At 63.1% G+C, this 25942-nt stretch carries 27 protein-coding genes and 1 rRNA gene; 13 read left to right on the plus strand and 15 right to left on the minus strand.

Translation table 11 applies throughout. From position 1 onward, the window contains the following. Positions 1–37 precede the first annotated feature (37 nt). Positions 38–652 carry a TetR/AcrR family transcriptional regulator gene (locus AB5Y51_RS11685; protein WP_029314803.1) on the minus strand — a complete coding sequence of 205 codons (615 nt, stop codon included), beginning with the start codon at positions 650–652 and terminating at the stop codon, positions 38–40. A 201-nt stretch (positions 653–853) separates the two neighbouring features. Between AB5Y51_RS11685 and hpt the strand changes: the two genes are divergently transcribed. From hpt to AB5Y51_RS11700, 3 genes are all read left to right on the plus strand, one after another. Then, entirely contained in the window at positions 854–1384 is a 531-nt protein-coding gene (gene hpt / locus AB5Y51_RS11690) for a hypoxanthine phosphoribosyltransferase (RefSeq protein ID WP_010675579.1), read from the plus strand. Positions 1385–1496: 112 nt separating this feature from the next. Next, positions 1497–2414, plus strand: a complete 918-nt coding sequence (locus AB5Y51_RS11695; protein WP_039040845.1) for an ABC transporter ATP-binding protein — start codon at positions 1497–1499, stop codon at positions 2412–2414. After that, the gene (locus AB5Y51_RS11700) at positions 2411–3184 is read left to right on the plus strand and encodes an ABC transporter permease (RefSeq protein WP_010675577.1); all 774 of its coding nucleotides are present in this window, start codon (positions 2411–2413) and stop codon (positions 3182–3184) included. Before AB5Y51_RS11695 ends, AB5Y51_RS11700 begins: the two co-directional genes overlap by 4 nt. Positions 3185–3245: 61 nt before the next feature. On the opposite strand, the gene AB5Y51_RS11705 is transcribed toward AB5Y51_RS11700, so the two are convergent. From AB5Y51_RS11705 to thpR, 9 genes are all read right to left on the minus strand, one after another. After that, complete coding sequence (locus AB5Y51_RS11705; protein WP_043155754.1) at positions 3246–3593, minus strand: putative quinol monooxygenase; 348 nt, start codon at positions 3591–3593, stop codon at positions 3246–3248. A gap of 20 nt (positions 3594–3613) precedes the next feature. Continuing rightward, on the minus strand, positions 3614–4468 hold the full coding sequence (gene panC / locus AB5Y51_RS11710) for a pantoate--beta-alanine ligase (protein ID WP_201996457.1): 855 nt from the start codon (positions 4466–4468) through the stop codon (positions 3614–3616). 96 nt (positions 4469–4564) lie between these two features. Beyond that, positions 4565–5359: a 3-methyl-2-oxobutanoate hydroxymethyltransferase gene (panB, locus tag AB5Y51_RS11715; protein WP_201926502.1), complete on the minus strand. Its 795-nt coding sequence runs from the start codon at positions 5357–5359 to the stop codon at positions 4565–4567. A gap of 20 nt (positions 5360–5379) precedes the next feature. Next, positions 5380–5877: a 2-amino-4-hydroxy-6-hydroxymethyldihydropteridine diphosphokinase gene (gene folK, locus AB5Y51_RS11720; protein ID WP_041213874.1), complete on the minus strand. Its 498-nt coding sequence runs from the start codon at positions 5875–5877 to the stop codon at positions 5380–5382. Positions 5878–5887: 10 nt separating this feature from the next. Continuing rightward, a complete protein-coding gene (pcnB, locus tag AB5Y51_RS11725) occupies positions 5888–7378 on the minus strand; it encodes a polynucleotide adenylyltransferase PcnB (RefSeq protein ID WP_029314802.1) in 1491 nt (496 codons plus the stop codon). A 100-nt stretch (positions 7379–7478) separates the two neighbouring features. Further along, complete coding sequence (gluQRS, locus tag AB5Y51_RS11730) at positions 7479–8381, minus strand: tRNA glutamyl-Q(34) synthetase GluQRS (protein WP_368178485.1); 903 nt, start codon at positions 8379–8381, stop codon at positions 7479–7481. A 109-nt stretch (positions 8382–8490) separates the two neighbouring features. After that, a complete protein-coding gene (gene dksA / locus AB5Y51_RS11735; RefSeq protein WP_029314801.1) occupies positions 8491–8940 on the minus strand; it encodes an RNA polymerase-binding protein DksA in 450 nt (149 codons plus the stop codon). Between the two features lie 119 nt (positions 8941–9059). Next, entirely contained in the window at positions 9060–9803 is a 744-nt protein-coding gene (gene sfsA, locus AB5Y51_RS11740) for a DNA/RNA nuclease SfsA (protein WP_368178486.1), read from the minus strand. Continuing rightward, the gene (thpR, locus tag AB5Y51_RS11745; RefSeq protein WP_109422518.1) at positions 9800–10345 is read right to left on the minus strand and encodes an RNA 2',3'-cyclic phosphodiesterase; all 546 of its coding nucleotides are present in this window, start codon (positions 10343–10345) and stop codon (positions 9800–9802) included. Before thpR ends, sfsA begins: the two co-directional genes overlap by 4 nt. Before the next feature lie 184 nt (positions 10346–10529). Between thpR and hrpB the strand changes: the two genes are divergently transcribed. The 3 genes from hrpB to AB5Y51_RS11760 all read left to right on the plus strand — a co-directional run bounded on the left by hrpB (position 10530) and on the right by AB5Y51_RS11760 (position 15871). Next, positions 10530–12983, plus strand: coding sequence for an ATP-dependent helicase HrpB (hrpB, locus tag AB5Y51_RS11750; RefSeq protein ID WP_368178492.1), 2454 nt, complete (start codon positions 10530–10532; stop codon positions 12981–12983). Between the two features lie 122 nt (positions 12984–13105). Next, complete coding sequence (gene mrcB, locus AB5Y51_RS11755) at positions 13106–15427, plus strand: penicillin-binding protein 1B (RefSeq protein WP_010675566.1); 2322 nt, start codon at positions 13106–13108, stop codon at positions 15425–15427. Between the two features lie 42 nt (positions 15428–15469). Then, entirely contained in the window at positions 15470–15871 is a 402-nt protein-coding gene (locus AB5Y51_RS11760; RefSeq protein WP_042016298.1) for a VOC family protein, read from the plus strand. An 89-nt stretch (positions 15872–15960) separates the two neighbouring features. Here the strand turns inward: AB5Y51_RS11760 and AB5Y51_RS11765 are convergent, their stop codons facing one another. Further along, on the minus strand, positions 15961–16281 hold the full coding sequence (locus tag AB5Y51_RS11765; protein WP_368178487.1) for an SMR family transporter: 321 nt from the start codon (positions 16279–16281) through the stop codon (positions 15961–15963). Beyond that, positions 16269–16661 (minus strand): multidrug efflux SMR transporter, encoded by a 393-nt coding sequence (locus AB5Y51_RS11770; protein ID WP_045521922.1) that lies wholly within the window; start codon positions 16659–16661, stop codon positions 16269–16271. The genes AB5Y51_RS11765 and AB5Y51_RS11770 overlap by 13 nt, the downstream gene beginning before the upstream one ends. 157 nt (positions 16662–16818) lie before the next feature. Between AB5Y51_RS11770 and AB5Y51_RS11775 the strand changes: the two genes are divergently transcribed. Next, positions 16819–17700 carry a LysR family transcriptional regulator gene (locus AB5Y51_RS11775; protein WP_039040858.1) on the plus strand — a complete coding sequence of 294 codons (882 nt, stop codon included), beginning with the start codon at positions 16819–16821 and terminating at the stop codon, positions 17698–17700. A gap of 42 nt (positions 17701–17742) precedes the next feature. On the opposite strand, the gene AB5Y51_RS11780 is transcribed toward AB5Y51_RS11775, so the two are convergent. Continuing rightward, complete coding sequence (locus AB5Y51_RS11780; RefSeq protein ID WP_010675561.1) at positions 17743–18258, minus strand: DUF2937 family protein; 516 nt, start codon at positions 18256–18258, stop codon at positions 17743–17745. Positions 18259–18460: 202 nt separating this feature from the next. Between AB5Y51_RS11780 and AB5Y51_RS11785 the strand changes: the two genes are divergently transcribed. Next, the gene (locus AB5Y51_RS11785; RefSeq protein ID WP_010675560.1) at positions 18461–19144 is read left to right on the plus strand and encodes a phosphatase PAP2 family protein; all 684 of its coding nucleotides are present in this window, start codon (positions 18461–18463) and stop codon (positions 19142–19144) included. A gap of 259 nt (positions 19145–19403) precedes the next feature. Next, positions 19404–20306, plus strand: a complete 903-nt coding sequence (locus AB5Y51_RS11790; protein WP_368178488.1) for a TSUP family transporter — start codon at positions 19404–19406, stop codon at positions 20304–20306. Here AB5Y51_RS11790 and AB5Y51_RS11795 read toward each other — a convergent pair. Then, positions 20221–21042 (minus strand): hypothetical protein, encoded by an 822-nt coding sequence (locus tag AB5Y51_RS11795; protein WP_201894670.1) that lies wholly within the window; start codon positions 21040–21042, stop codon positions 20221–20223. The genes AB5Y51_RS11790 and AB5Y51_RS11795 overlap by 86 nt on opposite strands. A gap of 200 nt (positions 21043–21242) precedes the next feature. Continuing rightward, positions 21243–22529, minus strand: coding sequence for a glutamate-1-semialdehyde 2,1-aminomutase (gene hemL, locus AB5Y51_RS11800; protein WP_368178489.1), 1287 nt, complete (start codon positions 22527–22529; stop codon positions 21243–21245). A 209-nt stretch (positions 22530–22738) separates the two neighbouring features. Between hemL and clcA the strand changes: the two genes are divergently transcribed. The 4 genes from clcA to AB5Y51_RS11820 form a co-directional block, all read left to right on the plus strand. Further along, positions 22739–24133 carry a H(+)/Cl(-) exchange transporter ClcA gene (clcA, locus tag AB5Y51_RS11805; RefSeq protein ID WP_368178490.1) on the plus strand — a complete coding sequence of 465 codons (1395 nt, stop codon included), beginning with the start codon at positions 22739–22741 and terminating at the stop codon, positions 24131–24133. Positions 24134–24220: 87 nt separating this feature from the next. After that, positions 24221–24913 (plus strand): DUF6776 family protein, encoded by a 693-nt coding sequence (locus AB5Y51_RS11810; RefSeq protein WP_368178491.1) that lies wholly within the window; start codon positions 24221–24223, stop codon positions 24911–24913. A gap of 89 nt (positions 24914–25002) precedes the next feature. Beyond that, positions 25003–25353, plus strand: coding sequence for an iron-sulfur cluster insertion protein ErpA (erpA, locus tag AB5Y51_RS11815; RefSeq protein ID WP_010675554.1), 351 nt, complete (start codon positions 25003–25005; stop codon positions 25351–25353). Between the two features lie 507 nt (positions 25354–25860). After that, a 16S ribosomal RNA gene (locus AB5Y51_RS11820) occupies positions 25861–25942 on the plus strand; the annotation flags it as partial.

Consider the following 25942-nt stretch of genomic DNA (forward strand, 5'->3'; position numbering starts at 1 on the left):
GTAAAGCCCGGCGCCGCTTTGTCAACATCTGCGCGAGTCAGCTGGCCTGGATGGGGGCCGTCACGTACTTGAACAGGAAATCAGTCACCTCTTCCCGGCTCGGACGCTGCGGCTGATTGATCATCTGCATCATCACATAGCCAAAACCGGTCAGGGAGCGGGCCAGATCCTGCGCCGACAGCACGCTCTGGATCTCGCCGTTGTCGATGGCCCGTTGCAGGTGGGGGGCAATGCGCTCCAGCGCCTTGTCCAGCAGCCGGGTGTAGCGAGGCCACACTTCTTCCCGCACCGAGGAGCTCCACTCCAGCCAGATGCTGGCGTGATCGGGCTTGTCATAGGCGGCGTCAACGAACAGCTTCACGTGGCGGTGAATGCTCTCCCTGGCGGAGCCCTGACCGTTGTAGGCCTGTTCGAGGATCTGCTGTACGAAGGCTTCGATTTCTGTCAGCACTTCATCGACCAGATCTTCACGAGTATTGAAATAGTTAAAAACGGTCGCAACCGAGACCTTTGCCTGTTCGGCTATTTCGGCATGCCCCGCACGGCCGATGCCGCGACGGGAAAATACCTCGACGGCACACTCCATCAATTGATCACGGCGAGCCTCCGGCGAAAGCCGGGTTCGACGTCTTATTTCTGCGCGTGGTTCCATAGTTTTTTCATCTAATAGTTATTGATTATGGTGTTTATAGTATTGTCACCGATAATGCCCGAAGGCTTGCTAACTCTATCAATTAAAATAAGCCGATAAAAGCATCACGTATGCCTGACGCCCACTGGTTGGAGTGGTAGAATCCTCGGTTTTGACGTTAATGAACGGCCAATAACCCTTTGGTCATTATTGGAGTATGTGATGAAACACATTGTCGAGGTGATGATCCCCGAGGCCGAGGTTGCAGCCCGGATCGCCACGCTGGGTGAAGAGATTACCGCCCGTTACCAGGGCTCCGAGGAAGTGGTCATGATCGGCCTGTTGCGCGGCTCCTGCGTCTTCCTGGCGGATCTCTGCCGTCAGTGCCAGTTGCCCATCACCCTGGACTTTATGACTGCCTCCAGCTATGGCTCCGGCATGCACAGCACCCGTGACGTGCGCATCCTCAAGGATCTGGATGACGACATCAAAGGCAAGGACGTGGTGATCGTGGAGGACATCATCGACACCGGTTACACCCTCAACAAGGTGCGCGAGATCCTCTCCCTGCGCGAGCCGAAATCCCTGGCCATCTGCACCCTGCTGGACAAACCGTCCCGCCGCGAGGTTCAGGTGCCGGTGGACTGGCTTGGCTTCTCCATCCCGGACGAGTTCGTGGTGGGCTGTGGCATTGACTACGCCCAGAAGTACCGTAACCTGCCTTTCATCGGCAAGGTGGTACCGCAAGAGTAAGCCGGGTCCGAAGTAGCAAGGCAGGCTGGCCGGCCCGCCATCGACTGTCTTCAGGCGGCGTCACAGCCGCCTTTTCTGTCTCGAGATGGGCTCATCCATCACAGGGGTTGCAATGAACGCATTGGAAATCAGCGGTCTGAAGAAGACCTATCAGGGGGGCGTCGAAGCCCTCAAGGGCATCGATCTCACCGTCAAACAGGGGGATTTCTTCGCCCTGCTCGGTCCCAACGGGGCGGGCAAATCCACCACCATCGGCGTGATCAGCTCACTGGTCAACAAGAGTGCCGGCAAGGTGAAGGTATTCGGTCATGACATCGATACCGATCTGGAGCTGGCCAAGTCCCAGCTCGGTCTGGTGCCCCAGGAGTTCAACTTCAGCCAGTTCGAGAAGGTGAGCCAGATAGTGACTCACCAGGCCGGTTTCTATGGAGTGCCGCGGGCCGAGGCCAAGGTGCGCGCCGAGAAGTACCTGCGCCAGCTCGATCTGTGGGACAAGCGCGACATGGCGGCCCGCACTCTCTCCGGTGGCATGAAGCGCCGGTTGATGATTGCCCGCGCCCTGATGCATGAGCCCAAGCTGCTGATCCTGGATGAGCCGACCGCCGGGGTGGACATCGAGATCCGCCGTTCCATGTGGAGTTTCCTCAAGGATCTCAACGAGCAGGGGGTGACCATCATCCTGACCACCCACTACCTGGAAGAGGCCGAGATGCTGTGCCGCAACATCGGCATCATCGACAAGGGCCGTCTCATCGAGAACACCAGCATGAAGAGCCTGCTCGGCAAGCTGGGTCGCGAGACCTTCCTGCTGGATCTGGTGCCGGGTTCCACCGTACCGGCCTTGCCCGAGTTCAACGGCCGGATGCAGGATGAGAACACCCTGGAAGTGGAGCTGGAGAAGAGCCAGTCCCTCAACAGCCTGTTCGAGCAGCTCTCCGCCCAGGGGGTGAAGGTGCTCAGCATGCGCAACAAGGCGAACCGGCTGGAAGAGCTGTTCGTCAATCTGGTAGAGGAGGGTCGCAAAGCATGAACCCCATGACCTATTACATCGCCTTCAAGAGCATTCTGGCCAAGGAAGTGAGCCGCTTCACCCGGATCTGGATCCAGACCCTGGTGCCGCCCGCCATCACCATGAGCCTCTACTTCGTCATCTTCGGCAACCTCATCGGCTCGCGCATCGGTGACATGGGTGGCTTCAGCTACATGGAGTTCATCGTGCCCGGCCTCATCATGATGTCGGTCATCACCAACTCCTACTCCAACGTCGCCTCCTCCTTCTACAGCGCCAAGTTCCAGCGCAACGTGGAGGAGCTGCTGGTGGCGCCGGTGCCCAACTACATCATCATCGCGGGGTATGTGGGCGGTGGCGTGGCGCGCGGCCTCTGTGTCGGCCTCATCGTCACCCTGGTGTCGCTGTTCTTCGTGCCGCTGCAGATCCATCACCTGTTCAGCGTCTGCGTGACCGTGCTGCTCACCTCCATCCTCTTCTCCCTGGGGGGGCTCATCAACGCGGTGTTCGCGAAGTCGTTCGATGACATCAGCATCATCCCGACCTTCATCCTGACTCCCCTGACCTATCTGGGGGGCGTCTTCTACTCCATCACCCTGCTGCCGCCGTTCTGGCAGGGGGTTTCCCAGGTGAACCCCATCATCTACATGGTGAACGCGTTCCGCTACGGCTTCCTCGGGATCTCCGACGTGCCCCTCGGCACCGCCTATCTCATCATCATCGGCTTCATCCTGGTGCTCTACGGGATGGCCTGGTGGCTCATCTCCCGCGGCACCGGTCTGCGCCACTGAGGCGCAGCACCTGCCAGCAAAAAGGCGCCCTCGGGCGCCTTTTTATTTGCACATGTCGGTCTCAGAGGGCCGGGGCATCGTAGTCTGAGGGCTCGTCGCTGTAGACGCAGACGTTCCACTTGGCCGCGAGGCCATCATCCGCGAGGCAGTAGCGCTCGAAGAAGGCCTTGATACCGGCGCGCTGGCAGTGGGCCTCGAAGCTCGCCATGTCGCGCCAGATCTCGTTGAAGACGATGGGGAAGCTCTCCCCCTCAGCAAAGGGGCTCTGGATATGGCGGGTGACGATGTACTGCAGGCAGCCATCTTCACGCAGGGTGTCGGGTTCGAGCCCTTGCAGGACGCGGAACAGGGCCTGCTCCTGGCCCGGCTTGGGCTGGAACTGGGCGATGCAGTAAACCTTCTTGGACATCGTGGTCTCCTTGCCGTGTCTCAACCCCGCAGGGCGACGACCCGGTTGTCGATGAGGCGGGCCTTGCCCAGATAGGCGGCCATCAGGATCACCAGGCGCTGGCTCTCGGCGCTGGCGGATTCCAGGGTGTCGGCATCGACGATGTCGATGGCATCCGTCCTGAATCCCGCGTTGTCGAGGCGTTGGCTGGCCTGGGCAACCAGGGAGGGGAGGTGACTGTTCCCCGCTTCAATCTGCTCGGCAATCCAGTTCATGGTGCGCGCGAGCTCGGGGGCGATGGCCCGTTCGGCAGCGGTCAGATAGCCGTTGCGCGAAGAGAGGGCCAGCCCGTCTTCGGCCCGCACGGTCGGCACGCCCACGATCTCGATGGGCATGGCCATGTCGGCCACCATCTTGCGAATGAGCGCGAGCTGCTGGTAATCCTTCTCGCCAAAGCAGGCCACGTTCGGCTGTACCAGATTGAACAGCTTGGTGACCACGGTGCTGACCCCGCGAAAATGCCCCGGACGCAGCGCCCCTTCCAGCAGGCTGGAGATGCCGGGCACCTCGACGAAGGTCTGGCTGGCGAGCCCCTGGGGATACATGATCTCCGGCGTCGGGGTGAAGACCAGGTCCACACCGGCGGCCTCCAGGGCGGCGCAATCCTGCTCCAGGGTGCGGGGGTAGTTGGCGAGATCCTCGGCCTTGTCGAACTGCAAGGGGTTCACAAAGATGCTGACCACCACCTTGTCGCCATGGCGGCGGGCCTCCTCGACCAGGGTGAGATGACCCTGATGCAGATTGCCCATGGTGGGCACGAATGCGATGGCGCGGCCTTCGCGATGCCATTGACCGATCTGCTCGCGCAGCGCGGTGGGATTGTTCACAACCAACATCGTCAGTTCACCTTCAGATGAATCAATAAAAGAGGGGGTCGTCAGGGGGGAGGGCGAGACGGGGGCACAGGCCCCCGCTCGCATGACGACAGAAAGTCAGTTGAAGCAGTGCTCGGGGCCGGGGAAGGTTCCCTCGCTCACCTGCTGCACGTAGAGACGAATGGCGGCACGTATGTCACCGGTCTCGGCCAGGAAGTTCTTGGTGAACTTGGGCACATAACCGGAGGTGATGCCGAAGGCATCGTGCATCACCAGGATCTGGCCGTCGGTGGCAGGGCCGGCACCGATGCCGATCACCGGAATGCGCAGCGCCTTGGTGATGCGCTCTGCCAGAGAGACGGGCACGCACTCGAGTACCAGCAACTGGATGCCAGCCGCTTGCAGCTCCAGCGCCTGGCGGTAGATCTCCTGGGCGTGGAACTCGTCGCGCCCCTGCACCTTGAAGCCGCCAAACACGTGGACGGATTGCGGGGTCAGGCCGAGATGGCCGCACACCGGCACCCCGTTACGGGTGAGGTGGCGGATGGAGTCACACAGCCAGTCCCCCCCTTCCATCTTCACCATGCGGGCACCGGCCGCCATCAGGCGCGCCGCGTTCTGGTAGGTCTGCTCCGGGGTGGCGTAGCTCATGAACGGCATGTCGGTCACCACCAGGGCATTGGTGGTGCCGCGCACCACGCAGCGGGTGTGATAGACCATCTCGTCCATGCTGACCGCCAGGGTGTCGTCTCCGCCCTGCAATACCATGCCGAGGGAGTCGCCGATGAGCAGCACCTGGGCGCCCTCGTCGTCGAACAGCTTGGCGAAGGTGGCGTCATAGGCGGTGATGGCGGTGATTTTCTGTCCGTCCTGCTTCATCTTCTGCAGGTGGGTAGTGGTGATCTTGCTCATTACGTTGTTCCTACTCTTCTCTACTCGCCTGCCGCACCGGCCAGGATCGCGAGTCCATTGCGCGGGCAGCGGGCAACCAGTTCGGTGAGCGGGGTGCCGCAGGGCAGCACCAGGGAGGGGGCTATCTCGGCAAGGGGCAGCAGGACGAACTCCCGCTCCTTCATGCCATAGTGAGGCACCGTCAGGCGCTCATGCCGGATGACCTCGTCGCCGTACAGCAGCAGATCGAGATCCAGGGTCCGGGGGCCCCAGCGCTCATCCTTGCGCACTCGCCCCTGTGCCTGCTCGATGCGCTGCAGCTCGTCCAGCAGCGCCAGAGGGCTGAGGCGGGTGGCAAGGCGCGCCACGGCATTGACGTAGTCCGGCTGATCCGCAGGGCCCATGGGGCGGCTGCCGTAAAGGTGGGAGGTCTGCCGCAGCTCTGACTCGGGCAGGGTTGCCAGCGCGGCGATGGCGCGACGAGCCTGGCCGAGGGGGTCGGCCAGGTTGGAGCCGATGGCGACGAAGACCTCGATCATCGGCGGATCCTTACTCTGCAGACTTCGGCTTGCGGCGACGGGGGCGACGGCGGTTGCGGCCATTGCCGCTGCGTTTCTCGCCATCACCGCTGCGGGAGTCGGCGCGCTCGCCGCTCGCCGGGCGGCGGGTCGCCTCCCGTTGCAGTTGCGGGCGCACGTCCGGGTTGGAGGCCACATAGCGCTCCCACCAGCTCGCCAACTCGCCGAGGCCGCGCTCGACCCGGTTGCGCAGCAACAGGAAGTCGAAGGCCGCACGGAATTTCGGGTGCTCCATGGCGCGCTCGGGGTGCTTGCCCTGGCGGCGGGTCAGGCGCTGCTGCAGGGCCCAGATGTCGCGCACGTCCGTGGTGAAGCGGCGCGGCACGGCGATGATCCGCACCTGGTTGTCGAGCACCTCGTTGATAGCCAGCATGAAGGCATCGTACCAGGGCAGACCGCTCTCGTTTTCCAGCACGCGGCCGCGGGCCTCGACGGCGCCCCACAGCAGGGTGGCGTAGAGGAAGGCGGGGGTGACGCGCTTCTCTTCACGGACCCGGGTATCGGTGTCCATCAGCGCCTGCTCGATGAACTGCTCGTAGGGCGAGTTGCCGTGGGGGGTGAACAGGGCGGCTACCTGGGGGAACAGCGGCTGGAACAGCCCGTATTCCCGCAGCAGCTTGTAGGTGGCCAGACCGTCCCCCGCCAGGAACAGCTTGAGGGTCTCCTCGAACAGGCGGGCGGCCGGGATGTCCTGCAGCAGCGGGGCCAGCTCCCGGATGGGGGCGGCGGTACGCGGGCTGATGGTCATGTCCAGCTTGGCGGCGAAGCGCACGGCGCGCAGCATGCGCACCGGATCTTCCCGGTAGCGGGTCTCGGGGTCGCCGATGAGCTCCAGTCTGCGCGCGGCCAGGTCTTCCAGCCCGCCCTCGAAATCGTGCAGGGTGAAATCCTTGGCGCTGTAGTAGAGGGCGTTGACGGTAAAGTCGCGACGCTCGGCATCCTCTTCGATGGTGCCGTAGACGTTGTCCCGCAGCAGCATGCCTTCATCGGACTGGGCCGACACATGCTTGCTGGTATTGACCTGATGGTGGTGACCCCGGAAGGTGGCCACTTCGATCACGTCACGACCAAAGACGATGTGGGCCAGGCGGAAACGGCGGCCGATGAGGCGGCAGTTGCTGAATAGCGCCTTGATCTGCTCCGGCGTCGCATCGGTGGCGATGTCGAAATCCTTGGGGGTCTTCCCGAGCAGCAGGTCACGGACGCCGCCGCCGACCAGGTAGGCCTCATAGCCCCCCTTGTTCAGGCGATAGAGCACCTTGAGGGCATTCTCGCTGATCTCTTTGCGCGAAATCGGGTGCTGGTCACGGCTCAAGGTACGGCGCTGTCCGGCGACACGGGCCGGAATGGGGGACTCCACCGACTGCTCGCCGTCTTCCTTGCCGAGCACTTTGCGGCAAAAGTTTGCGATCTGGGAAAAAATGGTACACCTCGTTATGACTTCAAATTGACGGGAGGCCAAAAAAATAGCGGCCTATCATAGCTCAGCCCCAACCAAATGAGAAACGGTGTGGCCTGCTTCCCCTTGATTGGTCCTTTTGGGGCAAGAAATGCAGCCGGGGCTAGCTTTGCCCTTGCGGGATCTTCTGCTGGCGGGGCACCCGGGCCAGCTGCCAGTGGGCGATGCCCCAGCCTATGATCTCGTCGATCCGGCTCGCCATCAGCTCGGGCGGCGGGCACTGACCGAGAAAATGCAGTGCCTGCCACAGGGCCGGTCGTACCTCGTCCTGCGACAGCGCCGGCGCATGGTTCTGCTTGGAGAGCTTGTTGCCATCCGCTTGCACCGCCAGTGGCAGGTGCACCCAATCGGGGACGGCAGCCCCCAGAGTCTGGTAGAGGGTTATCTGGCGCACCGTGGGCTCCAGCAGATCGGCGCCGCGGACGATCTCGGTGATGCCGCTGTCCATGTCATCCACTACCACCGCCAGGTTGTAGGCGTAGAGCCCGTCCCGGCGGCGCACGATGAAGTCCTCCTCCGCCAGCGCCGCGGGGACGGAGATCTCTCCCTGAAGCGCATCCTCGAACCGATAGACCGGGTGGTGCTGGCGCAAACGGGCGGCACACCCCTCGGCGGTCAGCCCCAGGGCGCGGCAATGGCCGTTGTAGAACCCCCCTGCGGCCATGATTTCGCGCCGGGTACAGCGGCACCAGTAGAGATCCCCGGCCCGATAGAGCTGATCGATGATCTCGTCATAGCGGCCATGGCGCGCGCTCTGGAACATCACCTCCCCATCCCAGCCAAGACCGTGTGCCTCCAGGGTGGTGAGGATAAGGTCAGCCGCTCCCGGCATCTCCCGCGGGGGGTCGATGTCTTCGATGCGCACCAGCCAGCGGCCCTGCTGCGCCCTGGCCTGCAAGAAGCTGCCAAGGGCGGCGACCAGGGATCCGAAGTGGAGCGGACCGGACGGTGAGGGGGCGAAGCGGCCCACATAGGGGCGTCGGGAGGGGGGGGATGTCATGACCATGGCAATTCGGGTAGGCGATGCATTGAGGCTGCATTCTGGGACGGCCCGACCAAAAGCTCAATAAAAAAGGGAGCCTGGGCTCCCTTTTCGTTTCTGTGGATGGGCGGCATCAGCCAGCCATCTGTTTTTCCTTGATCTCGGCCAGCGTCTTGCAGTCCACGCAGAGGTCTGCGGTCGGACGGGCTTCCAGACGGCGGATGCCGATCTCGATGCCGCAATGCTCGCAGTAACCGAAGTCATCTTCTTCGAGCAGCAGCAAGGTTTTCTCGATCTTCTTGATCAGCTTGCGTTCACGGTCGCGGGTGCGCAGTTCGAGAGCAAACTCTTCTTCTTGCGCGGCGCGATCCACGGGATCCGGGAAGTTGGCAGCCTCATCCTTCATGTGGTCGACGGTGCGGTCAACTTCCTGCATCAGTTGGTTGCGCCAGGCTCCCAGGATCTTGCGAAAATGTACCTTCTGTTGGTCATTCATGTACTCCTCACCGGCTTTCATCTGGTAAGGCTCTACACCCGCAATGGCCAGGGGGCCCAGAGATTTCCTGTTTTCGCCTGTTGGCATGCCCTGTCTCCTAATTCAGCACGCTACCCGTGCCATCCATAAATTGAGGGCGACATCTATAGCAGAAGGGTCAACGGGAGGCAAACAAGCCTTATCAATAATGTTACCCACTTCTGCATTTATTCTCTGCCCTCGGGTAGCATATGGTCAGATTCAAATGGGATAAAATCCTGAGCCACCATGCCCTGCACCCCAACATGGGGGCGATAGCATAAAATTTCAACCCCTGCCGCCATCGCCTGTTCAACAAGCTGACTATAGTGCGGATCGATATGGGCTGCAGGGCGCATTCTCGCGATGCCGGAGTGCAATACCATGAACAGCAGCACGGCCCGGTGCCCTGCCGCCTTCATGGCCATCAATTCACGCAAGTGCTTGGCGCCGCGGGTGGTGACCGCATCGGGGAAGTACCCCATGCCGGGTTGCTCCCGCTCGTCGAGCAGGGTGACGGATTTCACCTCGATGTAACAATCCGGCCTGTGGTCATCTTCCAGCAGCAGGTCGATGCGGCTGTTCTCTTCCCCGTATTTCACTTCGGTGCGTAGCCTGGTATAGCCTGCCAGGGGGGCGAGAGCGCCCTGTTCGATGAGCTCCCGGGCGATCTGGTTGGCACGGGCCGTGTTGACGCAGATGAAGTGACCCGCCGGGCTCTCGGCGATTTCCCAACTGTTTGGCAGCTTGCGCTTGGGGTTGTCGGATGTGGAGTACCAGACCCGGGTGCCCGGCAGGGCGCAGCCGGTCATGGCACCGGTATTGGCGCAGTGGATGGTGATCACCTCGCCGTTGTCGAGCGCCACATCCGTCAGGAAGCGCTTGTAGCGGGAGATCAGCTGCCCGGACTGCAGGGGGGGATCGAAGATCATGGGGTGAGCTCCTCGCGGTGCGGTTCTTTGACGCGGGCCCGCAGGGGCCAGCAGGCGAGCGGTTCATAGTGGACACCGTCCGGCGTGCTGACGGATTGATAGAGGCAGAAGCGATCGGCCCTGAGCAGAAAATCCGGCGCAGGCAGCTCGCCGGGGGCCTCGCCCGCCTTGCGCGACAGGGTGACGTGGGGGCGATAGCCCTGCTCGCCGTTGCCCAGCCCGAGTTTTTCACCGTGGCGGCGCAGTGCCCTCGCGAGCACGGTCAGCTCGTTCGGCCACTCACCGGGCCCCACCCAGGCGGCTTTGGCGCGCTGAAACCAGCCGGTCTGATCCAGATGGACGCTGAAAGGGGGGCAGTGCTGTCGCTCGGCGGCCGCGATAAGACGAGCCTGGGTCGTTTCGTCGGCCTCCCCGAGAAAGGCCAGGGTCAGGTGCAGGTTGCTCTCGGGCACCGGCTGGCCGGGCCAGGGGCGCTGGTCTCGCCAGGTCGCAAGCTCGGGGGCAAGCTCTGGCAGGGGCAGGGCAAAGAAGAGTTTGGGCATGCGGCGTGTTGGTCCTCGTGATGGGCATCGGATAAGGGCCATTCTATGGCAGCCGCTCCCGGGATGTCTTGCCGTGTTGCACCTGACGCTTCCTGCCCCTGCCCGGCAGGGGCGCTTACGATGGCCGGGAGGCTGTGGCAGAATGGACCCCTTTTCAGAAGTGTCACAGAAGGTGCCCATCGCTTTGTCTTCCCTCCCCATCGTCCCGGTGTTGCCCGAACTCTTTGCAGCCCTCGACAACCATACCAGCGTGATCCTGCAGGCGCCCCCCGGTGCGGGCAAATCGACCCTGCTGCCCCTGGAGTTGGTGCGCCAGCACCGGCTGCCCGGGCGCATCATCATGCTGGAGCCCAGGCGCCTCGCGGCGCGCAACATCGCGAGCTTCCTCGCGCGTCAGCTGGGGGAGAAGGTGGGCGAGCGGATCGGCCTGCGAGTGCGCGGGGAGAGCCGCACCAGCAGCCAGACCCGGCTCGAGATCGTGACCGAGGGGGTGCTGACCCGGATGCTGCAGCAGGATCCTGAGCTCACTGGCGTGTCGCTCGTCATCTTTGACGAGTTCCACGAGCGCAGCCTGCACGCCGATACCGCGCTGGCCTTCGCCATCGAAAGCCAGCAGGGGTTGCGCGATGATCTCAAGCTGCTGGTGATGTCCGCCACCCTGGATGGCATGGCCCTGGAGCGCCTGCTGCCAGGTGCCCCCGTGGTGCGTTCCGAGGGGCGCGGCTTTCCCATCGAGTACCACTATCGCCCCGCCAATCGCCAGCAGTGGCTGGAGCCCCAGGTTGGCGCCGTGGTGCTGGAGGCGCTCGCCAGTCAGGCTGGCAGTGCCCTGGTGTTCCTGCCGGGACAGGGGGAGATAGAGCGGCTGGCACAGTGGCTGGAAGGGCGGTTGCCAGGGGATGTGACCCTGGCTCCCCTCTATGGCCGTCTTGACCTCGCGGCCCAGCAAGCGGCCATCGAGCCTGCGCCTGCGGGTCGTCGCAAGCTGGTGCTCACCACCAACGTGGCGGAGACCTCCCTCACCATCGAGGGGATCTCCGTGGTCATCGACAGCGGACTGGAGCGGCGCGCCACCTTCGATATCAAGAGCGGCGTTACCCGGCTGGAGACCCGGCCCATCGCCAAAGCCTCCGCCACCCAGCGGGCGGGGCGGGCAGGGCGGCTTGGCCCCGGCGTCTGCTACCGGCTCTGGAGCTGCGAGGTGCAGGAGCGCCTCGCCGAGCAGAGTCCCCCCGACATCCTGACGCAAGAGCTCACCGGCCTGCTGATGGACGCCGCCCAGTGGGGGGCCCGGGTGGAGGCGCTGCCCCTGCTGGACATGCCGCCCCCTGCCGCCGTGGCTAGCGCCCGGCGGTTGCTGGTGGCCCTGGGCGCCATGGCCCCGGAGGGTGAGCAACAACTTACCCCGGCAGGCCGTGCCATGGCGGCCTTCGGCACCCATCCCCGCCTCGCCCGCATGTTGCTGCGGGCCCGGGAGCTGGAATCCGAGGGTCTGACAGGGATTGTCGCCGATGCGGCTTTCCTGGTGGCGCTGCTGGAAGAAGATCTGCGAGGATCGGAGCGCCTGTCCGTGCTGTTCCACCGCCGTCAGGGCGCCCTGCGCCAGGGGGCGGCCCGCTGGTTCGAGCGGCTCGGCGTGCGGGCAAGCAGCCCGCAGGGTCAATGGCTGGGGTTGCTGTGCGCCCTCGCCTGGCCCGATCGCATCGGCAAGCTGCGCAGTGGCAGCCGCTATCAGCTCAGTGGCGGGGTGAGCTGCGATCTGGTAGAAGGGCATCCCTGCCAGGGGCAGGGGGGCATCGTGGCCGTCGAAATGGGTCAGAACGAGCGCGGCAGCCGCATCTTCATCGCCGAGCCGGTGGCGCTGGATGAGCTGGTGCGCCAGCTGCCCGAGCTGGTCGGCGAGCGTCAGTGGTTCGACTGGGACGATCGGGAAGAACGGGTGCGTGCGGAGCGCCAGCAGGTGCTCGGCGAGCTGGTGCTCGGCCAGCGGCCGCTGACGGATCTCTCCGATGAACAGAAGGGGCGCTGCCTGCTGCAGGGCATCCGGCGCAAGGGGCTGCACGTGCTGCCCTGGGACGAGAGCAGCGAGGGGCTGCTGGCCCGCTTGCGCTGCGCCCGCGACTGGCTGCCCGGCGAAGCCTGGCCCGCCATGGATGAGGAGAGCCTGCTGGCCGACCTCGAGCAGTGGCTGCTGCCGGCGGTGAGCGGCATGACCCGGCTGGAGCAGTTGAAGCGGCTCGACATGAGCGACATCCTGCGCCAGTCTCTGCCCTGGCCCCTGCCAAGGCGGCTGGACGAGGCGCTGCCGAGCCACTTCACCGCACCGACCGGCAGCCGGGTGCGGATCCGCTACCAGCCGGGTCAGGCGCCAGCGATCCCGGTGCGCATCCAGGAGATGTTCGGGCTGGGCGCCACCCCATGCGTGGCCGATGGCCGGGTGCCCCTGGTGGTGGAGCTGCTCTCCCCGGCCCAGCGCCCCTTGCAGATCACCGCGGATCTCGCCGCCTTCTGGGCGGGATCCTATGAGCAGGTGAAAAAAGAGATGAAGGGGCGCTACCCCCGTCACTACTGGCCGGACAACCCGCTGGAGGCGATGCCGACCCGGGTGACCAAGAAGAAGATGGGATTGCAGGAGTAGCCGACGGGGCAGTGATCGGTCGGTACGATCAGAACAAGATGGCGGTGGCACAGTCCCCTCCACAACAGGCATCGCAGGCCGCTCGCATCAGCGGGATGGCGAGGAGAACGACAAGAGGATTTATGGCAACCCAACGACGCAAGCGCACGCCCAAGAAGGCAGCGCCCAAACGCACCATCTGGCGCACCCTGTTCTGGCTGGGCTTCAAGCTCTCTCTGGTGGTGGCGGCCTTCATGGTGGTGTTTGGGATCTATCTCGACACCAAGGTGCGCGAGCGCTTCGACGGCGAGAAGTGGCAGTTGCCGGTGATGGTCTACAGCCGCCCGCTGGAGCTCTATCCCAGCCAGCGGCTCTCCCAGACCCAGATGCTGCGCGAGCTCAACATGCTGAGCTACAAGCAGGTGCGTCAGCCTCATACCCCGGGTGAGTACGCGGTGAGCGGCAACCGCATCGAGCTGGTGCGCCGGCCGTTCGAGTTCCACGACGGTGCCGACGGTGCCCGTGGCCTGCGCCTCACCTTCAACGGGGCGCGCCTCGAGGGGATCCAGTCCCTGGAGAACCAGCGCCAGCTCGGCTATGCCCAGATGGACCCGGTGCTGCTCGATCGCCTCAACACCGAGGATCGGGAAGACCGCCTGCTGGTGCGCCTTTCCGAGGTGCCGGACAGCCTGCTGGTGACGCTGCTCACCACGGAAGACAGGGACTTCTACCAGCACGGCGGCGTTTCGCCGGTGGCCATCATGCGCGCCATGGCAGCCAACCTGCTGGCGGGGCGCACCGTGCAGGGGGGCAGTACGCTCACCCAGCAGCTCGCCAAGAACTTCTTCCTGACCCGTGAGCGCAGCCTGTGGCGCAAACTGCAGGAAGCCTACATGGCGGTGCTCATCGACTACCGCTACAGCAAGGACGAGATCCTGGAGGCCTACCTCAATGAGGTCTATCTGGGGCAGAACTTCTCCCAGGGGGTCTACGGCTTCGGGCTCGCCTCCTACTTCTACTTCGGTATTCCGGTCAACGAGCTGGACATCGATCAGGTGGCCCTGCTGGTGGGCATGGTGAAGGGTCCCTCCTATTACGATCCCTGGCGCTTCCCCGACCGGGCCAAGGCGCGCCGGGATCTGGTGCTGAAACTGCTGGCGGATCACGGCAGCCTGACCCAGGCCGAGTATGACCTGGCCAGCAAGCAGCCCCTTGGCATCATCGCCCGCGGCCAGATGAGCTATGGCCGTACCCCGGCCTTCATGGGGCTGCTCAAGCGGGAGATCCAGAATCGCTTCGGCCCGGATCTGCTCAAGCAGTCCGGCCTCAAGATCTTCACCAGTCTGGATCCCATCGCCCAGCACGCCGCCGAGCAGGCGGTGGAGTCGGGTCTGGCCACCATCGAGAAGCAGCGTGGCAAGAAGAAGCTGGAGGCGGCCATGGTGGTCTCCGACTGGCACAAGGGCGAGGTGGTCGCCATGGTGGGGGGACGGGATCCCCGCTACGCCGGCTTCAACCGGGCGCTGGATGCCCGCCGTCAGATTGGCTCCCTGGTGAAGCCTGCGGTCTACCTGACCGGCCTCTCCAACGGCCTGACCCTGGGCACGCCGCTTAAAGATCAGCCGATCCGGATTCGCGGCCAGGATGGCCAGATCTGGACGCCGCAGAACTACGACCGCAAGTTCCGCCAGAGCGTGCCCCTGATGGAGGCGCTCGCCAGCTCCCTCAACGTGCCGACCGTCAACCTCGGGATGCAGATAGGCCTGGACAAGGTGGTGGATACCCTGCACAAGCTGGGGGTGCAGCAGGAGATCCAGCCCTATCCGTCCCTGGTGCTGGGGGCGGTGGCGCTCTCGCCCATGGAGGTGAACCAGATGTACCTGCCCATTGCCAACCAGGGGTTGACCCAGCCCCTGTCGGCCATCCGGGCCGTGGTGAATGGCGAGGGGCGCCAGCTCTACCAGCATGACGAAGCGGCCAAGCGAGTGACGGATCCCCAGGCAAGCTGGCTGACTCTGTTCGCCATGACCAAGACGGTGAGCCAGGGGACGGCCCGGGCGCTCGGTGCCAAGTTCCCTGGGGCCACCATGGCCGCCAAGACCGGTACCACCAACGAGCTGCGTGACTCCTGGTTTGCCGGGATGGACAACAACGAGCTGGTGAGCGTCTGGGTCGGCCGTGACGACAACACCCCGGCCGGGTTGACCGGTGCCAGTGGCGCCCTGCAGCTGTTCAGCGGCTACATGAGCCAGCGAGGGGTCAACAGCCTGGGGCTGAAGATGCCCGAAGGGGTGAGCTGGGCCAACTTCTCCCGCTCGAGCGGTGCCCGGGTGGCCAGCGATTGTCCCGGCAGTCTCCAGGTGCCGGCCAAGCTGGCCGGTCTGGCCGAGCCCATGAGCTGTGCCAGCCCGGTCTCGGACCCGGCGAATGCCCTGGACAACTGGTTCAACGGTTTCTTCAACTGACGAAGACGGGCAGCGCAGGCTGCCCGTTTTGCAAGGATTGCCATGACCCATCCTCTGTTTGAGGCCATCCATCACGTGGCCATCATCGCCAGCGACTATCCGCGCTCGCGCCACTTCTATCACCAGGTGCTGGGGTTGCCCATCATTGCCGAGACCCTGCGGGCAGAGCGCCAGTCATGGAAGCTGGATCTGGCGCTGCCGGACGGCAGCCAGCTGGAGCTGTTCAGCTTCCCAGCGCCGCCACCGCGCCCCTCCCGGCCGGAGGCGTGCGGGTTGCGCCACCTGGCGTTTCGGGTGGCGGATCTCGACCGGGTCATCGCCCACCTGGAGCTGCACGGGGTGGAAGTGGAGCCGGTGCGGGTGGACGAGCTGACCGGCAAGCGCTTTACCTTCTTCGCCGACCCCGACGGCCTGCCGCTGGAGCTGTACGAGGCCGCGCGTTAGGCTGCCTGCTGCAATCTGGATGATCGGTTTGACCATGAAAAGGCCGCCCTGGGAACAGGGCGGCTTTTTTCATGGGGTTGGAGAGGGGATCATGCTGTGGTCAGCAGGGCGACCGCCACCGCCATCACCATCATGCCGAGCCAGCCGACGGGTCTGAGGCGCTCGCCGAACAGCAGCAGGCCCCCGAGGGCGGTGCCCAGGATGCCGATGGCGCCCCAGGTGGCATAGGCCACGGCCAGATCGATCTTGCCGGTACTGACCGCCTCGCTGAGCAGAGTGAAGGCACAGAGCACCAGCAGAATGCCGAGGACGCCCCACCCCTTGTCACGAAAACCGACGGAGCGGTTGATTGCCATGTTGGCGCCGATATCCAGCATGGCGGCGCTCAGTACGATGATCAACGGGTGCATGGGGCTTCCCTCCTCTGGCGGGTGGGGGCTGGTGCATCATGGGTCTCGCCCAGGGTCACCATGACAATCCCCACTATGGCCAGCGCCAGTCCGATCCACTCCTGGATGCTCAGCTCGTAGCCGAGGAACAGGACGGAGACGGCGGTGATGAGGGCGATCCCCAGCCCTTCCCACAGCGCAAACGCGATACCAATGGAGATTGTCCTGGCGGCCTTGGCGAGCAGCAGGTAGGAGAGGGTGATGAGGAGCCACATCGGCAGATAGTGGATCCAGCCGCTCTCGCTCTTTGGGATCAGGGCCATGGAGGAGGTGCCGGCGACCTCGGTCAGGATGGCCCCCGTCAGGAAGAGGCGGGCCAAAAGCAGGGGACGGGATGACATGCAGTTTCCTTCTGTTGCTGCGACGATGAGAGGATAACGGCACCCGAAACGGGCAAGGTTATCGCTGAGCGTCGAGAAAGCTGTCGCTGCTAGTTTGCCTTGGGGGCGGGGCAGGGGATAAGGTGGTGATGGAATAATCTGCCGCCAGTTTGAAGTCATGAAGCTAAATCAGATACAGCTCTTTGTAGAAACAGCAGACAGTGGTTCGATAGCCAATGCCGCCAGACGACTTGGCAAGAGTCGCAGCGCCGTGAGCTCGGCGATAGCAACCCTGGAAGTGGAGCTTGGCGTCGAACTTTTCGAACGAGGGGCGAACCAGAGCCGACTGACCGAAATCGGCGAGCAAGTGCTGGACGACTGTCGGCGGCTGTTGCAGGCCGCCAACAGCCTGAAGCTCAAGTGCGAGCACCATGCCTCCGGTGCCGAGGTGGCGCTGCGGGTAGCCCGGGACGACGCCATTCCCGAGGTGGTATGGCGCGAGATGCTGGGGGCGCTGCGTCGCCAGTTTCCGGGCACCAGCATCTCCCTGGTGCTGGCCTCACCGCCGGAGCTGCCGGCTCTGGTGGAAGAGGGGTTCGTGGATGCCGCCTTCGGCCTCATCACCGAGGAACAGGAGCGCAGCGGTCTTTGCATCGACGTGCTCAACCCGATCCGCACCCTGATGGTGGTCGCGCCAAGCCACCCGCTGGCTGGGCTGAAGCGGGTGTTGCAGCAGGATCTGACCGATCACACCCAGGTCACTCTCTCCTATGTGGACGCGTTTTCGGTCAAGAGCCTGCTGCCCATCGGGGGGCAGCATATCGGGTTGTCGAGTTTCGAACTGATGCGGGATGCGGTGCTGGATGGTCTGGGCTGGGCGGTGCTGCCTTCACCCCTTATCCAGAGCCAGCTGCGCCAGGGGGAGCTGCTGACCCTGAAGCACAAGTTCAGTCTGCAGTGGCGCGATTACGGAGTCTATCTGTCGGAGAACGCCCATCACGGCAAGGTGCTGGCCTGGCTGAAGAAGGCCATAGAAGCCTATCTCGAACCCTTCGAGTAGCCGCCAACCGGGGCGGGCACCCCGGTTGGCAGTGAGAGGGGATCAGCGCAGGCCGTGACGGGGGACGCGCTGGCGGGAGCGAAATGGCAGCAGCAGGAGGCCGAGCAGCAGATCCCCCGCCAGGGAGGCCAGCAGACCCGCCGCCACGCCGCAGAAAATGGCGGCCTGTTTGAGGGGGACCACATAGCCGTAGTTGTGCAGGGTATCCTGCCAGAGGGCGGGATCGGCGCGCAGCAACAGGTGGGAGAGCTGCTGGTACCAGGGGCTCTCCCGCACGGCGATCTCCCCCTGAAGGTGCTGCTGCTGGTTCACCAGTTGCTGGAGGCTGGTGGCATCCTGGGTGAAGACGGGATCCTGGCTGGCACCGTAATGGGCGACCAGCGCCTGCAGATCGCCATTGAAGTGCTGGTCCGCCGTGCGCTGGAAGGGGGCCAGCGCCAGACCAGCCTGCTGCAGCCGGGCATCCAGCCGCTGGAAGTAGAGATCGACCAGCCCGGGGATCTGTACACCTGCCAGCAAACCGAGGGCAAACAACATCATGCGAAGGTAGCTGCGCATCATCATCATCCTGAACGAAGGGAGCGCCCATACTAGCCGCAACCGGTGGGAGAGCCAAGGAGGGGGCGCGCTTGCCCACCTGGTCGGCGGCGCCAAAAGAAGATCCGATGGAATACCTTTGTTACACGAATTCTTACACTTTTGTGATGCAAGTCATCTTGCGGCTGGCCTAGAATGAGCGTTTTTCGAAGGACACGTCGGCATGAGCAAGTTCATTCCTTTCTATCTGGCCGGGGGCCTCATCGCCTTCAGTTGGGGCGCCCTGCCTGAGCACGGCCCCTGGGATGGGTGGGATCTCGCCCTCTTCCAGCTGGTCAATGGCTGGATTGGCCACTCCCCCCGTTGGGCCGATCTGGTGGCCATCACCAACAACCGCCTGTTCGATCTGGCCGCGCTGGCCTGCATGGGCGGGATCCTCGCCAGTTGCTTCTTCCGTGCCGACGGGCAGGAGCGCCGTCGTCTGGTGGCCATGGGGGTCGTGATGCTGCTGGGGGCCCTGGTGATCAATCAGCTCGGGCATCTGTTGCCGGTCAGCCGTCCCAGCCCCACCTTGATGGTGGACGGGGCACTGCGCCTGACCGAGATCAGTGCGATTCCCACCAAGGACTCCGCCGGTGACAGCTTCCCCGGTGATCACGCCCTCTTCCTGATGATCTTCGCCGGTTTTGCCCTGCGCTATCTGCCGCGCTGGGCCGGGGTGGTTGCGGTGGTGATGGTGCCCCTGTTTTCGGCGCCCCGCATCCTGGCGGGTGCGCACTGGATGACGGACGTCTATGTAGGCGCTCTTTGCCTCTCCCTGATCTGCCTGCCGCTGCTGTTGCTCACTCCCGTGTCGGATCGCCTGATCGACCGCCTGGCTCCTCGGCTGCCACGCTGGATTGCCTGACGGAGAATGAAAAAAGAAGGCGGGTCACCCCGCCTTCTTTCGTTTACGCCTCACCGGTGCTGTGGTCGTCGCGAAATGACCAGGACTACGCCCGATGAGCCCGGGCTGTCGCCCTCCCAACCAGTATGGATAGCCCCATTCGGGTTCTGCCAGCCAAAATAGTCGGGGCCAAACGTTTGCATCCGTCCTCTCATGATCCTGGCCAGGATTTTTTCCCTCCGCTGCCTTAGAATCGCCGCCCGTTGTTGGAGGTCTCCCCATGCTTGTCACTTTTCTGCGTCTCTTGTTTATCGGTTGTGCCCTGGTCTTTCTCGTTATGCTGGTCCGTGCCTGGTGGCACAAACGGCGTCATGGCCAGCTCGAAGCCACCCCTTTCTGGCCGGTGGCGGCCATCGGCTTTGTGGCCAATTTTCTCGATACCCTGGGGGTGGGGAGCTTTGCGGTGAAGACCGCCTGCTACAAGCAGTTCAGGCTGATCGATGATCGGGTGCTGCCCGGTACCCTCAACGGCCAGTGCGTGCTGCCGACCGTGACCCAGGCTCTCATCTTCATCGGCGTGGTCAACGTGGATCCCATGACCCTCATCAGCATGATGGCGGCTGCGGCGGCCGGTGCGGCCTGGGGCGCCCGTTACGTGGCCTCCTTTGATCGCCAGACCATCCGGCTGGTCATGGCGGTCTCCCTGCTGGTGGTCGCCGGTCTCATCTTTGTCGGCCTGCTCGGGCTCTTCCCCCTCGGTGGCGAGGCCATGGGGCTGAGCGGTTACAAGCTGGGGATCGCCCTTGCCGGCAACTTCCTGTTCGGAGCCCTGATGAACGTCGGTATCGGCCTGTTCGCCCCCTGCATGACCCTGGTCTATCTGCTCGGCATGAACCCGCTGGTGGCCTTCCCCATCATGATGGGATCCACCGCCGTTCTCAGCGTCTTCTCGGCGGGGACCTTCATCCGCAAGGGGGCTTTCGATGCGCGGGCCGTGCTGGCGGTGGCCATCTTCGGCCCCATCGGCGTGGTGCTGGCGGCCATGCTGGTCAAATCCATGGAGATGGAGATGCTCAAATGGCTGGTGGCCTTCATCGTCATCTATACCTCCTGGACCATGTACGCCTCCTGGCGGGCGGCTCGTCGCCCCACCGCGCAGCTGGCTGCGGATATCGCTGGTTAGCCTGCACCAGCGCGGCTTCCGCCCTGGCACCGAGAAACACATAGAGCCCCAGCGCCAGCAGCAACCCCACGGCGCAGCCCATCACCCCCACCGCAGGCCAGAGCAGTTCGCTCTGGCCGAGGGATCCCTTGAACAGCAGCAGCAACCCCTCGATGGAGACCGCGATCAGGATGGCGGCGATAAAGCGGGTAATGGTGCGCCGGATGGCGCTGTGGCGGAAGATGTCCTTATGCAGCAGCACTTCCTCTTCGAGGATGGTCTTGCCGAGATCGAACACTGCCAGCGCGAGCGTGAGGAAGATGATGGCGCTGAAGGCCCCCAGCCGGTTCTGCTGGGTGCCGCACAGCAGCAGATAGAGCTGTTCCAGCCCGTGCCAGATGAGGGTGCCGACGATGAGAAACAGGGCCAGACTCAGGACGACGTAGACGGCCCTGAACCAGGGAATGGCGCGCCGCCGCTCTCTGTCCCCCATCAGCCAGGCGATCAGCTGGTGCAGGTTGATCTCCAGCTCCCGGCCATGGCCCTGCACCAGCAGGCGCAGCTGCCCCTGGGCCGCCGGAACGGGCGCCAGTATGGCAGGCCTGATCTGGGGGGGCAGGCTCTTCACCTCCTCGACGAAGGCATAGGTCTTGAGAGACGCCTCGGGGAGGGTGAGGAGCCCCAGCAGCAGGGGGGCCAGCTCGGTTTCGTACTCCTGATAGCGCCGCAGCACATCGATGGGGCTCATCTCTGCCATATACACCTCGGTCCAATGGGCTCCTGAAGCAGGGGCCTGCAAATTGTGGGCCCGATTTATGACAGCCCGTGTACGGCGCGGCGCACCAGCAGGTGGCAAGGTTCCGGTGAGGGACTTAAGGATGCACCACTATGGTGCCTTGTCGGGACGAGCAAACAAAAAAGGGCCCCATCGGGGCCCTCTGCACATCTTGCTGCTTGTCAGCCAGCCAGCTTGGCGAAGCTGCGCTCGGCGGCCGCCAGGGTGTGTTCAATCTCCTTGTCGCCGTGGGCCAGCGACAGGAAGCCCGCCTCGTAGGCGCTCGGTGCCAGATAGACACCCTCTTCCAGCATCAGGTGATAGAAGCGCTTGAAGCGTTCCATATCGCAGCGAGTCACCTGCTCGTAGCGGGTGATCTCGGTCTCGTCGGTGAAGAAGAAGCCGAACATGCCGCCCACGTAGTTGATGGCAAGCGGGATGCCGTGCCTGGCGGCGGCCGCTTTCAGCCCTTCGGCGACACGGGCGGTCTTGACGCTCAGCTGCTCATAGAGGCCCGGCTCCAGCAGCAGATCCAGCATGGTGAGGCCGGCGGCCATGGCCACCGGGTTGCCGGAGAGGGTACCAGCCTGATAGACGGGGCCGGTCGGGGCGATGTGCTGCATCACCTTCTTCTTGCCGCCGAAGGCGCCCACCGGCATGCCAGCACCGATGATCTTGCCGAGGGTGGTGAGATCCGGGTCGATGTTGTAGTGGCCCTGGGCACCACGCAGGGAGACGCGAAAGCCGGTCATCACCTCATCCAGGATCAGCAGGGCGCCGAACTCGTCACAAATGGCGCGCAGCCCTTCCAGGAAGCCGGGCACCGGCGGGATGCAGTTCATGTTGCCAGCGACCGGCTCGACGATGATACAGGCGATCTCGCTGCCGTACTGGGTGAAGGCTTCGCGCACCGAGTCCAGATCGTTAAAGACACAGGTGAGCGTGTGTTTGGCGAAATCGGCCGGTACGCCCGGGCTGTTGGGCTGACCCAGGGTGAGGGCACCGGAGCCAGCCTTGACCAGCAGGGAGTCGGCGTGGCCGTGGTAGCAGCCTTCGAATTTGACTATCTTGTCGCGGCCGGTATAGCCGCGGGCCAGCCGGATGGCGCTCATGGTCGCCTCGGTGCCGGAGTTGACCATCCGTACCTGCTCCATGGAGGGGACGATCTGGCGCACCTTCTCGGCCATCAGCACTTCGATCTCGGTCGGGGCACCGTAGCTAAGCCCTTTTTCCACCGCCTTGATGACAGCGGCCTTGATGGCCGGGTGGTTGTGACCGAGCAGCATGGGGCCCCAGGAACCGATGTAATCCACATAGGCCTGGCCGTCCACGTCATAGAGGTAGGCGCCATCGGCGTGATCGATGAAGCGGGGTGTGCCGCCGACCCCGTTGAAGGCGCGGACCGGTGAGTTGACGCCACCGGGAATGGTCTGGCGGGCCTGTTCAAACAGCTGATCTGATTTTGACATGGATCATCCTTAATGGGATTTTGGTCGTTACCCGGGCGCAGGCTGCCGATTGCGGCTCGGCAGGGGATAGCGGGAGGAGTATGCTTTGCGCTCTCGCCCCGGACTCTCGCCCGTGATACATGAAACGGGCCGACTATAGCAGAAAGGCCCAGAGCTGGGCAGCCGAGGCCGAGGTGTGTCTGGTCCTCGTTAGATGAGCGTGATTATCCATGGAGCAACAAGCCATTCCTTCCGCCGACGCGGCCTCGCTGCGTCGTCCTCCAGTCTTGCAGCGTCTGATACGACGGGACAAGATGCCGCTGCTGGTGCTCCTGCTGGCGGCCCTGGTCGGTCTGCTGGCAGGCCTGGTGTGCGGACTGTTCGAGTCTTGCGTTCACTGGCTGGCCCAGCAGCGTCTCGACTTGCTGGCCGATCGCCCCTGGTGGCAGCTCGGCCTGCTCGGCTTTGGTTTCAGCGCCCTGCTGGGGTTGGTTGGCTATTTCCTCACTCATGCCTTTGCCCCCGAGGCGGGGGGATCCGGTATCCCGGAAATTGAAGGGGCCATGGACGACCTGCGCCCGGTACGCTGGTGGCGGGTGTTGCCGGTGAAGTTTTTTGGCGGGGTCTGTACCTTGAGTTCCGGCATGGTGCTGGGGCGGGAGGGGCCCTCGGTGCAGATAGGGGGTAACCTCGGCAAGATGGTGGCGGATATCTTCCGGTTGCCCAAGGAGCATGGCCATGCCCTGCTGGCTGCCGGTGCGGCGGGTGGTCTCGCTGCGGCCTTCAATGCCCCGCTGGCAGGGATACTGTTTGTCATGGAAGAGATGCGACCGCAATTTCGCTACTCCTTCCTCGCCATCAAGGCGGTCGGGATTTCGGCCGTCATGGCGACCCTGATGCTGCAGAACATGAAAGGGCAATCCCCCGTCATCATGCTGCCTCACTACGACGCGCCGGCCTTGAAGGCGCTCTGGCTGTTTCTCTTCATGGGGGGCTGCTTTGGTGTGCTGGGGTTCGTCTTCAACAAGCTGGTGCTCGCCTGTCAGGATGGTTACCTGGCATTGCATCAGAACAAGCGCCACCGCTTCGTCATCATCGGCATGGGGGTAGCTGGAACCTTTGGCATGCTGTCGCTGTTCGCCCCTTCGGTCACTGGAGGGGGAATCGAGCTCATCCCGCATCTGACGGGGGGAGACTATGCGATGGCGACGCTCTTCATCATCTTCTCGGTGCGACTGGTGGGTACCCTCATCTGCTTTTGCTCGGGGGCCCCTGGTGGTGTCTTTGCGCCGACCCTGGCGCTGGGCACCCTGTTCGGGGTGATCTTTGGTCACCTGTTCCACTCTGCATTTCCCGATCTCGGCATCGAACCGGGCGCCTTTGCCATCGCCGGCATGGGGGCGCTCTTCGCCGCCACCGTGCGTGCCCCCATTACCGGCATCGTGCTGGTGACCGAGATGACCGACAACTATCAGCTGATCCTGCCCATGATGATCACCACCATAGGGGCAACCCTGGTGGCGCAATGGTTGGGGGGGCGTCCCATCTATTCCCAGATCCTGGAGCGAACTTTACGGCTTGCTGCGCGTCAAAACCGGGGTGAAAGCAGCATCGCGACCGGTTAACTCTTTGTTTATCCGTATCAATCCGGCATGGTCGCGTATAGTGAAAAGAAACTGACCGTGTTGATGTCGGCATATAGAAGAGGCCTTATGTCCCAAATCGTGAAGTTATTGGTGGTGCTGGCCGTGGGGGCATGTATCGGTTATGTCGTCGGGAACAGACAGGAGCTGGCTCAGAGCAGCCTGATGACGGTGCAGCAAGAGACGTTGGAGCGTCAGAGCAAGGCCATTGCACAACTGAAGACGGATCTCGGCGTCAGGGAGACCCTGCTGGCGACCCAGAAGGCCGCCTTCGAACAACTTCAGCAGACGCTCAAGGATCAGGAAGCCCAGGTACAGGAGCAGAAACGTCAGCTGGCCTTCTTCGAGCGCATCATGCGTCCCACCGGCGAACAGGTGGGGGTATCCATCGACAATCTGACATTGCAGGAGACGAGTGTGCCGGGTCGCTACCACTATCGTCTGGCGCTCACTCAACCCGCCAAGAAGCGGGAGCTGTTTCGGGGGCAGGTGCAGATCCGGCTCGAAGGCAGTCTGGCTGACAAGCCCAGGATCCTCAGTGGCCGGGATCTTGGCATGAAGGTGGGGGAGGGACGCTACGCGTTGCGATACTTCCAGCTCTTGGAGGGCAATTGGCAGCTTCCCTCAGGCTTCATCCCGGACAGGGTGAGAATCCTCATCCCGAAGGAGGGTCGGCAACCGGCCCAGGAGCTGGTTGCTGAGTGGAACGAGGTGCTCAAGCCTCTGAGCGCTCAACCAGCCCCCTTGCCGGCAGCACAGTAAGAGAGTGGTGAATACTTGAACTAAATGGTCGGGTATTGGATAATTTCGCGGTTTCCATGTTTGTGGATGTAACGGTTGTGAGGTCAGCAATGAGTGCAGTAGCAGAAGCCCCCTTGCCCATTCAGATGACGGATGCGGCAGCCAACAAGGTAAAGACCTTGATCACCGAAGAAGAGAATCCCGAACTCAAGTTGCGGGTCTACATCACTGGGGGGGGCTGCTCCGGTTTCCAGTACGGTTTCACGTTTGACGAGAAAATCAATGATGGCGATACCGTGGTCGAGAAGAGCGGCGTCACCATGGTGATCGATCCCATGAGCCTGCAATACCTGGTCGGCGGCAGCGTGGATTACACCGAAGGCCTGGAAGGTTCCCGTTTCACCGTGACCAACCCCAACGCCACGACGACCTGCGGTTGCGGTTCCAGTTTCTCCATCTGATCTACAAGCAGCGTGATGTGAAGGGCCCCGAGGGGCCCTTTTCATTTTTGTGTGCCTGGCGTGGCTGGCATGTAGATCTTGATGTGGCGAAAACGGGTACCGATTGGTAGCGATAGAGAAGGTGTGCAGGCTCATTTAGATGAATCGTTGATGGTTTTTTAGTCTGATTGGTTGTTGATTAAACACCTGAACGTCTTTTTCAAATAAACACGTAGTTTTCGCTTGTCAGCGAGAATCATATCCCTATAATGCGCCTCCATCAGCACGGCGCAGTGCGCGTCTGGTCCACCTTGCAAAGCAAGCTGGTGAGGGTTATAGTTTCAGACCCTGCTCTTTAACAATTTGAATCAAGCAATCTGTGTGGGCACTCACAGCATCGAGCATCAAAAACAATTTTTGATTTTCAATGTCTGATGAAGTGACCAAAGCAACTTTTAGTTGCAGCAGTTAATTCAGCAATTCATTGAGCCGCCAACTCCTTGGTAACAAAGAGTGGCAACCAAACTTAAATTGAAGAGTTTGATCATGGCTCAGATTGAACGCTGGCGGCAGGCCTAACACATGCAAGTCGAGCGGCAGCGGGAAAGTA

It is taken from the genome of Aeromonas sp. R7-1, assembly GCF_040908115.1.
Classification (GTDB): domain Bacteria; phylum Pseudomonadota; class Gammaproteobacteria; order Enterobacterales; family Aeromonadaceae; genus Aeromonas; species Aeromonas caviae.

What these genes read in the sequence shown, in the direction of transcription:
- AB5Y51_RS11685 (WP_029314803.1), bottom strand. Translation starts at nt 652, where the DNA reads ATGGAACCACGCGCAGAAATAAGACGTCGAACCCGGCTTTCGCCGGAG.
- hpt (WP_010675579.1), top strand. Translation starts at nt 854, where the DNA reads ATGAAACACATTGTCGAGGTGATGATCCCCGAGGCCGAGGTTGCAGCC.
- AB5Y51_RS11695 (WP_039040845.1), top strand. Translation starts at nt 1,497, where the DNA reads ATGAACGCATTGGAAATCAGCGGTCTGAAGAAGACCTATCAGGGGGGC.
- AB5Y51_RS11700 (WP_010675577.1), top strand. Translation starts at nt 2,411, where the DNA reads ATGAACCCCATGACCTATTACATCGCCTTCAAGAGCATTCTGGCCAAG.
- AB5Y51_RS11705 (WP_043155754.1), bottom strand. Translation starts at nt 3,593, where the DNA reads ATGTCCAAGAAGGTTTACTGCATCGCCCAGTTCCAGCCCAAGCCGGGC.
- panC (WP_201996457.1), bottom strand. Translation starts at nt 4,468, where the DNA reads ATGTTGGTTGTGAACAATCCCACCGCGCTGCGCGAGCAGATCGGTCAA.
- panB (WP_201926502.1), bottom strand. Translation starts at nt 5,359, where the DNA reads ATGAGCAAGATCACCACTACCCACCTGCAGAAGATGAAGCAGGACGGA.
- folK (WP_041213874.1), bottom strand. Translation starts at nt 5,877, where the DNA reads ATGATCGAGGTCTTCGTCGCCATCGGCTCCAACCTGGCCGACCCCCTC.
- gluQRS (WP_368178485.1), bottom strand. Translation starts at nt 8,381, where the DNA reads ATGGTCATGACATCCCCCCCCTCCCGACGCCCCTATGTGGGCCGCTTC.
- dksA (WP_029314801.1), bottom strand. Translation starts at nt 8,940, where the DNA reads ATGCCAACAGGCGAAAACAGGAAATCTCTGGGCCCCCTGGCCATTGCG.
- sfsA (WP_368178486.1), bottom strand. Translation starts at nt 9,803, where the DNA reads ATGATCTTCGATCCCCCCCTGCAGTCCGGGCAGCTGATCTCCCGCTAC.
- thpR (WP_109422518.1), bottom strand. Translation starts at nt 10,345, where the DNA reads ATGCCCAAACTCTTCTTTGCCCTGCCCCTGCCAGAGCTTGCCCCCGAG.
- mrcB (WP_010675566.1), top strand. Translation starts at nt 13,106, where the DNA reads ATGGCAACCCAACGACGCAAGCGCACGCCCAAGAAGGCAGCGCCCAAA.
- AB5Y51_RS11760 (WP_042016298.1), top strand. Translation starts at nt 15,470, where the DNA reads ATGACCCATCCTCTGTTTGAGGCCATCCATCACGTGGCCATCATCGCC.
- AB5Y51_RS11765 (WP_368178487.1), bottom strand. Translation starts at nt 16,281, where the DNA reads ATGCACCCGTTGATCATCGTACTGAGCGCCGCCATGCTGGATATCGGC.
- AB5Y51_RS11770 (WP_045521922.1), bottom strand. Translation starts at nt 16,661, where the DNA reads ATGTCATCCCGTCCCCTGCTTTTGGCCCGCCTCTTCCTGACGGGGGCC.
- AB5Y51_RS11775 (WP_039040858.1), top strand. Translation starts at nt 16,819, where the DNA reads ATGAAGCTAAATCAGATACAGCTCTTTGTAGAAACAGCAGACAGTGGT.
- AB5Y51_RS11780 (WP_010675561.1), bottom strand. Translation starts at nt 18,258, where the DNA reads ATGCGCAGCTACCTTCGCATGATGTTGTTTGCCCTCGGTTTGCTGGCA.
- AB5Y51_RS11785 (WP_010675560.1), top strand. Translation starts at nt 18,461, where the DNA reads ATGAGCAAGTTCATTCCTTTCTATCTGGCCGGGGGCCTCATCGCCTTC.
- AB5Y51_RS11790 (WP_368178488.1), top strand. Translation starts at nt 19,404, where the DNA reads ATGCTTGTCACTTTTCTGCGTCTCTTGTTTATCGGTTGTGCCCTGGTC.
- AB5Y51_RS11795 (WP_201894670.1), bottom strand. Translation starts at nt 21,042, where the DNA reads ATGGCAGAGATGAGCCCCATCGATGTGCTGCGGCGCTATCAGGAGTAC.
- hemL (WP_368178489.1), bottom strand. Translation starts at nt 22,529, where the DNA reads ATGTCAAAATCAGATCAGCTGTTTGAACAGGCCCGCCAGACCATTCCC.
- clcA (WP_368178490.1), top strand. Translation starts at nt 22,739, where the DNA reads ATGGAGCAACAAGCCATTCCTTCCGCCGACGCGGCCTCGCTGCGTCGT.
- AB5Y51_RS11810 (WP_368178491.1), top strand. Translation starts at nt 24,221, where the DNA reads ATGTCCCAAATCGTGAAGTTATTGGTGGTGCTGGCCGTGGGGGCATGT.
- erpA (WP_010675554.1), top strand. Translation starts at nt 25,003, where the DNA reads ATGAGTGCAGTAGCAGAAGCCCCCTTGCCCATTCAGATGACGGATGCG.